This is a genomic window from Stenotrophomonas lacuserhaii (genome assembly GCF_039674585.1).
Taxonomy (GTDB): domain Bacteria; phylum Pseudomonadota; class Gammaproteobacteria; order Xanthomonadales; family Xanthomonadaceae; genus Stenotrophomonas; species Stenotrophomonas pennii_A.
On the sequence record NZ_JBDJNU010000085.1, the window covers coordinates 1 to 1,702 of the forward strand.

2 protein-coding genes are annotated in these 1,702 nt (G+C 65.9%); both read left to right on the plus strand.

Annotated features, from left to right (window positions below):
• The first annotated feature begins 238 nt into the window (after positions 1–238).
• Complete coding sequence (locus ABE522_RS17460; RefSeq protein WP_346592785.1) at positions 239–1,009, plus strand: SDR family oxidoreductase; 771 nt, start codon at positions 239–241, stop codon at positions 1,007–1,009.
• Between the two features lie 49 nt (positions 1,010–1,058).
• The gene (yeiP, locus tag ABE522_RS17465; protein WP_042613949.1) at positions 1,059–1,625 is read left to right on the plus strand and encodes an elongation factor P-like protein YeiP; all 567 of its coding nucleotides are present in this window, start codon (positions 1,059–1,061) and stop codon (positions 1,623–1,625) included.
• The last annotated feature ends 77 nt before the right edge of the window (positions 1,626–1,702 follow it).

A 1,702-nucleotide genomic window follows, 5' to 3' on the forward strand; every position in this document is an offset into this window, starting at 1 on the left:
GCTGTGCAGGACCGTCTTTTCGCATGGATGCGAAAAGCGAGCCCCCATGGACGGGTTCACGGCGTGTCCTGCACAGCCACCCCGCCCCGCCAACACACAGCCCTGCGGCTTTTGACGTTGCCGTTGCTCCAGAAAAGCAGGCGCCGGGCGCAGCCCGGCATCCACCAACGCACTGCACAACGGCCCACCACGCGCCATCCGCTAGAATCGCGGGCTCTTGAACCAGCAGGACCGTGCAATGCAGTTGTCCAACGTACGTGCCGTCATCACCGGTGGTGTTTCCGGCCTCGGCCTGGCCGTGGCCGAACATCTCGTCGCCCACGGCGGCAAGGTCGCGCTGTTCGATCTCAATGATGAAAAAGGTGCCGCCGCCGTCGCCGTCCTGGGACAGGCGAACGCGTCCTACCAGCAGGTCAACGTCAGCGACGAGGCCGCCGTGGCCGAAGCCATCGAACAGGCCCACGCCTTCCTCGGCGGACTCAATGTGGCAGTGAACTGCGCCGGCATCCTCGGCGCCGGCCGCGTGCTGGGCAAGGAAGGACCGATGCCGCTGGCCGGTTTCCAGGGCACGGTGATGGTCAACCTGGTCGGCAGCTTCAACGTCGCCAAGGCCGCAGCCAACCGCATCCAGCACAACGACGCCGGCCCGGACGGCGAGCGCGGGGTGATCATCAACACCGCCAGCATCGCCGCCTATGAAGGCCAGATCGGCCAGGCCGCGTATGCCGCCTCCAAGGGCGGCGTAGTCTCGATGACGCTGCCGATGGCCCGCGAACTCTCGCGCTTCGGCGTCCGCGTCAACACCATCGCCCCGGGCGTGTTCTGGACGCCGATGGTCGATGGCATGCCACCGGCCGTGCAGGAATCGCTGGCCGCGTCCATCCCGTTCCCGTCGCGGCTGGGCAAGCCGGAAGACTTTGCCAGCCTGGTCGCTTACATTCTGGGCAACACCTACATCAACGGCGAGACCATCCGCCTGGACGGCGCCACCCGGCTCGCTCCGAAGTGATTCCCCCGGGCGCCGGGACGGCGCCCTCCCCCAACCGACCTACATCACCATGAAAGCCAGCGATATCAAGAAGGGCAACGTCGTCGAGTACAACAACGGCGTGTACCAGATCCGCGACATCGAACGCAGCTCGCCGCAGGGCCGCGGCGGAAATGTCCGCTTCCGCTTCATCATGTACAGCGTGCCGGGCGGCAACAAGCTCGACGCCAGCTTCGACTCCGATGACAACCTGCCGGAAGTGGAACTGCTGCGCCGCCTGTCGACCTATTCGTACAAGGATGGCGAAGCGTTCGTGTTCATGGACGACGAGGATTACACCCCCTACACCCTGGATGCGGACGTGATCGGCGATGACGCCGGCTACATCACCGATGGCCTGGCCGGCATCTACGTGCAGGTGATCGACGACCAGCCGGTGGCGATCCAGCTGCCGACCAGCGTGGTGCTGGAAGTGGTGGAGACCCCGCCGGAAATGAAGGGCGGCACCGCCACCAAGCGTCCGAAGCCGGCGAAGCTGAGCACCGGCCTGGAAATCATGGTGCCGGAGTACATCGCCAACGGCGAACGCGTGCTGGTCAACACCGCGACCGGCGAATTCGGCGGCCGCGCCGACTGAGTGTCGAGATGGTTTTTTTCGCGATGGCGTGCGTGGACTGGGCCGGGCGGGTGGGCCGCACGGGACACGCCGCAAGT

Coding starts and splice junctions, on each gene's coding strand:
- ABE522_RS17460 (WP_346592785.1), top strand. CDS start 239: ATGCAGTTGTCCAACGTACGTGCCGTCATCACCGGTGGTGTTTCCGGC.
- yeiP (WP_042613949.1), top strand. CDS start 1,059: ATGAAAGCCAGCGATATCAAGAAGGGCAACGTCGTCGAGTACAACAAC.